This window comes from Mucilaginibacter endophyticus, from assembly GCF_003351025.1.
In the GTDB taxonomy this organism is placed as follows: Bacteria; Bacteroidota; Bacteroidia; order Sphingobacteriales; family Sphingobacteriaceae; genus Mucilaginibacter; species Mucilaginibacter endophyticus.
Map to the genome: position 1 here is coordinate 725,055 of NZ_QPCG01000004.1, position 6,226 is coordinate 731,280.

At 44.1% G+C, this 6,226-nt stretch carries 4 protein-coding genes; 3 read left to right on the forward strand and 1 reads right to left on the reverse strand.

Features of this window, described 5'->3' with window-relative positions; genetic code table 11:
- The first annotated feature begins 17 nt into the window (after positions 1 to 17).
- Together DUL71_RS20045 and DUL71_RS20050 are read left to right on the forward strand one after the other, a co-directional pair.
- Positions 18 to 734 (forward strand): hypothetical protein, encoded by a 717-nt coding sequence (locus tag DUL71_RS20045; RefSeq protein ID WP_114939744.1) that lies wholly within the window; start codon positions 18 to 20, stop codon positions 732 to 734.
- A gap of 254 nt (positions 735 to 988) precedes the next feature.
- On the forward strand, positions 989 to 2,932 hold the full coding sequence (locus tag DUL71_RS20050) for a hypothetical protein (RefSeq protein ID WP_114939745.1): 1,944 nt from the start codon (positions 989 to 991) through the stop codon (positions 2,930 to 2,932).
- Between the two features lie 315 nt (positions 2,933 to 3,247).
- Here the strand turns inward: DUL71_RS20050 and DUL71_RS20055 are convergent, their stop codons facing one another.
- A complete protein-coding gene (locus DUL71_RS20055; RefSeq protein WP_114939746.1) occupies positions 3,248 to 5,227 on the reverse strand; it encodes an alpha-ketoacid dehydrogenase subunit alpha/beta in 1,980 nt (659 codons plus the stop codon).
- A 59-nt stretch (positions 5,228 to 5,286) separates the two neighbouring features.
- On the opposite strand from DUL71_RS20055, the gene DUL71_RS20060 reads away from it, so the two are divergent.
- Entirely contained in the window at positions 5,287 to 6,138 is an 852-nt protein-coding gene (locus DUL71_RS20060) for a DUF4198 domain-containing protein (RefSeq protein WP_114939747.1), read from the forward strand.
- Positions 6,139 to 6,226 lie beyond the last annotated feature (88 nt).

Sequence of the window (6,226 nt, forward strand, 5' to 3'; positions counted from 1 at the left end):
CAAAAGGAGGCGGAAAAATGAGACAGTTAGGTGCAAATTGGTTTATTGAAGGTCATATTGATTTTGAATACAAAAAATATATCCTGTTAAGCTATCTGCAGGAAATTAACAGCCATTTTGATAACAGCCGCTTATATCCTAACCTGGCCGACCTGATTTTCCACTACAACAACCTCATCGATTTCAAAACGAATAAATCACTGTTACAGCAGGCTTTTCCGCAACGCTTATCCCAGGCCGATATTGATGCCGTAAAGCTTACCTATCAAAAGATCATTACCGACGATCAGAGCATGCAGGAGATAGAGCATATCATCACCTATGCCCTCGGCAAGATAGATCCGGCAATAAAAACCGGCAGGGATATTTATGATTTTGTAGAACGGCATGTTAATATCGATCCGGTTGGCATTATCCCCTTAATGCCTTACCATGGTTATTTTTCGTTGCATAACGGCAAGGAAAGCACTAACCGGATCTATGAATACCAGATCACCATTTTTGAGGGTAAGGACGATAAATACCGCGGTATCAATATCTCTTTTGTTGATACCTATGAGCAAAGCATAGCCAATACTCCCGAAAGTATCAAGTTGCACCTCATTAACCGTAATAAGTTTATACCCAACCCGGCTGTTTATTATGTGCACAGTGATATTACTTTTCCGCTTGAGCAAACGCTTTTACCGGTGGCTAAGAGGAGTTTGGTGAAGTTTATATCTAATGCGGCGTAAAAGCGTTGCAACAGTTGACCTGATTCTAACACAACGCATTATATAATATTCCCCTAAAAGCTGCTTTGCAGAGATAAACATCTATATTCGTTACCTAATAAACCTGAAATAGAAAAGGCAATAAGGCTGTGTGCTTTATGCCTTATTTTTTAACCAATAAAATAACTGTAAAGCTGACATTATCTGGTTGTGCATTATTTGGCGAGTCTAAAATGACGTGCAAATTTTAAGATGCTCCCCCAATTTATAATCATATGAGAAAACTTTTAATCGCGTTTCTTTTGCTAAACGGCTTTGTAAGCCAGGCTCAAATTAAGCCCTCGGGTATTCTGTTAAATGATAAAAATGCCAATATCAAAAAGCTAAAGGACTTTTCGGTAGTAGCTACCCTAGATGGCGGCAAACCTATTGAACTGGTTTTTCAAACGCATACCTGCGTTGGTGTAAGCCGGGAAGATAATAAATGGTACGTTCTGCCTTTAAATGACGCCTCTGGTAAAATCAGCGCAAATACAAATTTGTGGATCCTGCCTCAGGACGCGCTTTCGAAGGATAAGGCTTATTTGATCAAATTATCGGGAAGTGACTCTGTGACGGCGGTTTCTGAAAACGACCAGTTGAGGGTAAATGTATATTCTAAAAAATTTGAGTTGCATACCGCCGAGGCCCGTCCGCATAGCGATTGTTTTAATAACCGTTATGCCCTCAACATACAAGGCGGCGATGCTTTTGCAAACACCCTGGCCGGTTTTTACTGGGGAACCATGTTGCAATCGGTAATAGAAAAAACAAAGGCTAAAAACTATCCTTATTCAAGCGGGTACGTAATCAGTACATTAAACCCTAAGGCCTATGCCGGTTCATACCCGGATGTTGATCACGAATTTCAGATAAAAGGGCGGCTTGCTTTTGCTTCCGACCTTGATATCGATGTGGTAAGGCGCATGATGGAGCTCCAGTTTAAATTAATGCAGGATGATCCGGAAGGTTTGTTTAGGGATCCATGTTCTGTACAGCCCAGCGGTGAGCGCGAATACCACATCCGCCGGAACAGTCAAAACAATAAGGTGAATGCCAATATGTTTTTGTTAACTGGCAATATGGAAATTCAGGAGGAGGCATTCCATTATTTTGAGGCAACCAAAGATTCTGTATGGCTCAGTAAAAACATCGAAAACCTTGAAAAGGCCGCCGCGCTTACTATCGCAAATACTGACCAATATGGGCGTGTTTGGTCTGATGTATATTATGAAGACCAGGTAATGAAAGATGGCCGGGAAACCATGTCAGGCGCATTAGCAGCTTATACATTTAAGTTATTGGCGCAAATGGAAAGCATTTTGAACCGGGGAGATAAATCAGATTACTACGCCGGGTTTTCAAAAAAGATAGCTCATCAGTTGGTTCAGCCATTACCACAGGGTTTTTGGGATGAAAAGGAGCAAAGATTTGTGGATTGGGTAGACAGAAGCGGTGTGAAACACAACCATATCCACTTACTGGCAAATATTCTGCCCGTGATATTTGGCTATACAAATGAAGTCCAAACCCAGGCCGTAGCCAAACTGGTAAACTCAAACCTGGCCGAGTTTCAAAGGTTTCCAAGTTTTATCTCGGCAGATGTTGCCGGTTATGACAAAAACGAAATTGGCGACGGCGGCCCCTACGACCTTTGCGCCGCCGGACGTTACTGGTGGTGGGATGCTTCATACTGGAAATGGCTTAACAACAACGATATGCTTTACAAGCAGCTTAAAACCGTTGCCGCCGAAGCCCTTAAAGACTCTTATTACATGGGCGAACGTTATGATATGAACCATGTTTACTACGTTGATAATAAAGACTGGCACGGCGCGGATATGTATTATGAATATCCATGTGTTTATACATCCATATTGATAGATAACTATTTAGGGCTTCAACATACCTTGAATGCCGATTTGAGCATTAAGCCCAAGGTTAATGGATACGGAACAATTGACTTCACAAACCCACTATACAATATTCGTTATACAATTACTGCAAAAGGGTTTAAGCTAAAGAACCTGTCCAACAAGCCAAGGCGTTTTTCCGTAGATCTATCATCGGTGTTTAAGGGCAAGCAATTGAAATTGGCTGGTAAGTCAAAAATAGAAAATTCAGATGCTGTGATTACGTTAGCGGCGAATGAAGAAGCGAATTGGGTTTTAAGTAATTAATCGGTGGCTTAATGCTTTTCGAATTTCGGGGGCTTTACCATTACTTGTGTGGCGATAAGGAGATTTAGAGGCATGCCTGGTAATGGAGATTTGGGCTAAAGCCATTTAATGGCGATACTTGATCCGTCCCTTAAAAGGGACGGCAATGAAAAACTATACTTGCTTGTTTGAGATATCTTAGAGTTCATTGCCGTTGACTTTAGTCAACGGTTGAAGATCATTTCGGTGTTGGCTTTAGCCAAAATGAAGCGGTACTGNAGATCATTTCGGTGTTGGCTTTAGCCAAAATGAAGCGGTACTGTTGGTCTGGCGCCACTAATAAGCCAACAACCTCTCCATACTCTGCTCCAACCTTGCCTTTGCCAAAAACTGATCTTCCAGAGCTTTATTCATGGGGATGGCAGTATCCAGACTGCCGCAACGCATTACCGGGGCATCGAGGTATTTAAAGCAATGTTCGGCAATGTGGGCTGCAATTTCGGCACCGAAACCATTGGTAAGGGTATCTTCGTGCAAGATCAGCGCGCGTCCTGTTTTTTTAACACTGGCTTCAATTGCTTCATGGTCCCAGGGTTGGAGGCTGCGGAGGTCGATGATCTCGATAGATTGTTCCGGATGTTTGTCCGCATATTCTAAAGCCCAGTGTACACCGAGGCCAAATGTAATAATGCTCGCCTTTTCGCCTTGTTTAATGACGTTGGCTTTTCCAATCTCAATCATTACCTCATTATCGGGCACATCGGCGCTGATGCTGCGGTACAAGTATTTGTGTTCGAAATAAATTACAGGATTGGGGTCATCGATAGCGGCAAGCAGCAGGCCTTTGGCATCTGCCGGGGTGGCCGGGTAAACCACTTTTAAACCGGGTGTTTTGGTAAACCAGGCTTCGTTACTTTGGGAGTGGAACGGGCCTGCACCAGTGCCCGCGCCCGTCGGCATCCGGATCACCACGTCAACGCCCTGCCCCCATCGGTAATGCGTTTTGGCCAGGTTATTAACAACCTGGTTAAAGCCGCACGTGACAAAATCAGCAAACTGCATTTCAACAACAGCTTTGTAGCCATTAATGGCAAGCCCCATGCCTGCACCTACAACGGCCGATTCGCAGATGGGCGTATTGCGTACGCGGGCTTTGCCAAATTCTTCTACAAAGCCCTGGGTAATTTTAAAAGCGCCGCCATACTCGGCAATATCCTGCCCCATGATCACCAGGTTGGGGTGTTTACGCATAGCTTGTTTAAGGCCGTCGCTAATGGCATCTATGTAGCGCTTGTTAGTAACTACAACAGGTTGCGGTTTTGCAGCTGGGAAGCTGTAGGGCTTATACATGTCCTGCTCCTCTGTGGCTATATCAGGTATGATATCTGCCTCGGCGTAAACTTTTTCAATTTCGGTTTCGATGATGGCGGCGAACTCCTTGCGGATAGCAGGGATCATATCTTTAAGCAAAACCCCTTCGGTAAGCAGGTACTTTTCGAAGTTTGTAACCGGGTCTTTTCCCGCCCACCATTCAAATAAATTATTGGGGACGTATTTGGTACCTGATGCCTCCTCGTGGCCACGCATCCTGAAGGTCATACATTCCAACAAAATTGGGCGCGGGTTTTCACGGATGGCTTTATTAAGTGTGGTGATGGTGTTATAAACCTCAAGCAGGTTATTGCCGTCAATCCGGCGACCTTCCATGCCGTAACCTATGGCTTTATCAATCAGCTCGCGGCAATTATATTGCTCGTTGGTTGGGGTAGAAAGGGCGTAACCATTGTTTTCGATCAAAAATATGACCGGTAACTTCCAAACGGAAGCTATGTTAAGGGCTTCATGGAAATCGCCTTCGCTGGTAGCGCCTTCGCCGGTAAAAACAAGTGTTGATTTTTTTTTGCCCGATAATACATCGGCCAGGGCAATTCCATCGGCAAGGGCAAGCTGCGGGCCGAGGTGCGATATCATCCCGATAATCTTATATTCCTGGGTACCGAAATGGAAAGAGCGGTCGCGCCCCTTGGTAAAGCCCGAGGGTTTGCCCTGCCATTGCGCCATTAACCTTGATAAAGGGATGCCCCGGGATGTAAAAACACCCAGGTTGCGGTGCATGGGCAAAATATATTCGTCGGTATTCATAGCCAGGGCGCTGCCAACTGCTATAGCTTCCTGGCCAATGCCCGAAAACCATTTGCCAATGCGCCCCTGCCTCAGCAGGATCAGCATCTTTTCTTCAACCATGCGTGGGAATAGCAGTTTTTTGTAAAATGCCAGCAAAGTATCATTATCGAGGTTTTTCCTGTCAAAAATCATAACGTAAAACTACTGAAGTTTTTAAAACTTTGTATGTTTGATGATACTATCAAAAAACTATGAAACGTACGGGGATTTTACTCTTGGTGTTACTGTTGCTGATCGGTTTTGCCGCCAGCTCACAGGATTTTTTCTTATTGCCACATAATTTTTACGTGCACAAAGGCGATAAGCTGAACCTGCATTTACTGAGCGGTAATGAGTTTAAGCCTGAAAATGAATTTATTTACGCTAAAGCAAAGGCAACTAAGTTTATGCTGTATGAGGGCTCTAAAAAAACAGACCTTTCAAAAAGCAGCAACCCTGCCGACAGTAGTTTACTTACTTACGAGCTTCAAAACTCGGGTCTTGCACTTTTTGAACTGGTAAGAGAGGATGAAACAGAATCGGAAAGGAATAAATTTATAAGGGCGCTTGAAAGCGAAGGCCTTGATAAAATGGCCGAAGAAGCCCGTGCCAGCAGTCAGCAATACTTTGTTGAAAGGTATCACCAATCCTCCAAAACGCTGATTTCTGTTGATAAGGCCAATGGAAAAGACTTTGATAAACCACTTGGCGAGGAGTACGAGATTGTGATACAGCAAAACCCTTATAAGTCGGCATACGGAGATGATGTTACCGCACAGATTCTGTTTAAAGGCAAACCTATGAAGGATGCCGCGGTAATTCAATACGTACGTACACTTAACGGTACCATCATTCCGCAGAAGCTTTTAAGTGATAATAACGGACTGGTGTTTTTTAAACTAAGCCGCGAAGGGATTTATATGATCAGCTCTACCCACGTTGAACCGGCTCAGGACAAAAAAGCCGATTATGAAAACTGGACAGCTACCTTCACTTTCGCGTTCAGCAATACTGACGATACCCCGAATACCTATAGGGAGTTTGGGTTTGGGAATAAACATTAGGCAGTTTGCAGTTGCGAGTTTGCAGTGGGCAGCAGTGGCGGAACTGTTTAGTTCAAAAGAAAAAGGCCCGGTTCAATCAACCGGGCCT